The following is a 2,522-nucleotide window of genomic DNA, read 5'->3' as shown; positions in this document are numbered from 1 at the left end:
GCAGCACGATAGAACAGCACCCGAAGCTCCTGGCGATGACGGTGATGGTTGTGGTGATCAACCCGTCTACCAGGAGCTTCGCCACATCATGAGGAAAACCCGAGCATCGCGATCATGCTGTGACCGGCTTAGCCGCCCGGCGGATGAAAAACGTTCACTGTTCGATTCGTTCAGGCTGATGAAGTGTAATTAGATGAGGCGCCTAATCAATCGAATAAGAATCAGACCGGCCTGCTATACGCGGGCCGGGCTTGTGGCATGAGAGCAGGTCCCGGCCCGCGCTGCGGCCCCAAGCATCCACACTCAAACCTATGGCAAAGAGGCGAGAGCAGAGAGCGCTTCGCCTCATCAGCGAAGAGCTCTCTGCTCTTTCATAAAGAGGATTGCGTTCGCGACATCCCCCCTAGTGGCGCCCTAGTTCTAGTAAATCGTCGCGGACGTCGCGGTAGCCAGTCCACTCAGAACGACTGTTGTGCCGGGCCCCCGCTTGCCTGTGCTGTGACTTACGCCGCCGTAGATCCACGTTCCTGACGCGGTGTAACTGCCCGTCCTGAACGAGGAGCGATACGGCCAACTCCCTGTGAGCGTTCCAGGAGTTCCGAAGAACCCCTGATCCGCATACGGTGTCTGCCCGGACTTCCAGCAAACATCGCTGGACTGGCAGATGTTGTCATTGCTGATGTCTGGGCTTACAGGTGCTTCCACCTTCTTGATACTGAGGACCTGACCTGTGGCGACGTCCATCGTGATGACCGTCTCCACCGTAGGCGAAGCGGATGGTGTCGCCGAAGCACCGGACGGCGCAGCGAGAACCGCACTCAGCCCCATCGCCACGGCGAGGGGCACGCGAAGCTGCTTGATTCCTGCGCGCGGAAAACGCATCGATCCTCCTGCTTGAGGGGTTCCTGACAGCAGAAGATCTATATGCCTTAACCGCTCATGTCAAGATATGTCGGTTTTCCACCATCCGAATACCGGGAAGCTATCGCCCCGATAAGATTCGGCGTAGTCGATCCGAGGTTGATGATTAGTAACGGATATAACACTTCCTGTAGCCGCGTCCACTGTGACATAGGTCTGACCGGGGTCCCTCGGCAGGGTGTGCATATCTGCCGAGGCTCTTGCCGACATGCCAACTATGGCGGATACGGCGACTGCCAGGAGGACCGTAGACCTTCTACTGGCAGCTTTGGAGTTCTTCACTGCTCTCCTCGCTTTTGGGTATCGGTGACGGCTTGACGGGTGGTGCGAGAAGCAGCGTAGCGAGAACTAGGCGTGAAGACTGCACCTGCCGCTCGGTCACGGGCCTAGAAGCCCTAGCACTACAGCCGGGTTTTGTGATTTACAGTTCTGGGTCATGTCGGACGAGCTGACCGCGACCTTCAGGAGTGAGTGGCCGGGCTGGATGTGTTGTTCGGGCGGGTGGAGCCGCGCAGGCAGGCGGGGGCGTATCTGACTGGTTTGCTGGCTCCGATTGAGCGCAAGAACGGCTGGCAACTGGCGGACGCGGCCGGGACGCGGCTCCTGCTCGCATGCAGCGCTGTTGAACAGCGCCCACGGGGATCCCCGGCAGGTGGGGGTTGACCTGCGCGATTACGTGATGGGCAACCTCGGTCGCCGCGATGCTGTACTGATCGTGATGACACCGGCTTCCTGAAGGAGGGCGGCGAGTCAGCCGGGGTGCAGCGCCAGTACTCCGGCACGGCGGGCCGGATCGAGAACTGCCAGCTTGGCGTGTTCCTCGCCTACGCCTCCCCACTGGGCAGGACGCTGATCGACACCGAGCTGTATCTGCCGAAGTCCTGGACTTAAGACAGGGAGCGGTGCATCCGGGCCGGAATCGGCGAGGAGGTGGAGTTCGCCACTAAGCCGGTGCTCGCCCGGACGCTGCTGGCCCGAGCCGTGAAGGTGGGCGTGCCGGCCTCCTGGGTGAGCGCTGATGAGGCCTATGGCATGGACAACAAGGTCACGTCCACGGAGGTGGTGTACGAGCCTGCCACCGCGTGATCCGTTTTTGCAGGTTAAGCGGTGAGGGTGCCGGGGAGCTGTTCCTGGTCCGGTGTGTCGCCGCGGATCACGCGGAGGCGGGCTTTGGCCAGCACGTCCAGGCCCATGTAGCGGCGGGCTTCGGTCCATTCGTCGGTCTGCTCGGCGAGTACGGCGCCGACGAGCCGGATGATGGCGGCGCGGTCGGGGAAGATGCCCACGACGTCGGTGCGGCGGCGGATCTCCTTGTTCAGCCGCTCTTGAGGGTTGTTGGACCAGACCTGTTTCCAGATCTCCCTGGGGAACTGGGCGAAGGCCAGCAGGTCGTCGCGAGCGGCGTCGAGGTGGTCGGCGGCGGCCGGGTACTTGGCCGCCAGGGCGTCGATGCCCCAGCGGTGCTGTGCGCGTACCTGCTCGGCGGTCGGCTGGTCGAAGATGAGGTTGTCCCGTAGCTCGTAGAACTTGAAGTGGCGGTCCCCGCCTCGGGCCCTACCTGGTGGTAGGTCTCGAGCAATCGCCAAATCACTCCGAGTAAG

At 61.9% G+C, this 2,522-nt stretch carries 2 pseudogenes; one reads left to right on the top strand and one right to left on the bottom strand.

Features of this window, described 5'->3' with window-relative positions:
* Positions 1-1,392: 1,392 nt before the first annotated feature.
* Positions 1,393-1,953, top strand: a pseudogene (locus FLV34_RS43140) (IS701 family transposase); the annotation flags it as partial.
* A gap of 68 nt (positions 1,954-2,021) precedes the next feature.
* Here the strand turns inward: FLV34_RS43140 and FLV34_RS39025 are convergent.
* A pseudogene (locus FLV34_RS39025) lies at positions 2,022-2,429 on the bottom strand (transposase); the annotation flags it as partial.
* Between the last annotated feature and the right edge of the window lie 93 nt (positions 2,430-2,522).

Origin of the sequence: Microbispora sp. CSR-4, assembly GCF_008033685.1 — a bacterium.
GTDB lineage: Bacteria > Actinomycetota > Actinomycetes > Streptosporangiales > Streptosporangiaceae > Microbispora.
This window is presented reverse-complemented; position numbering and strand designations above follow the sequence as displayed.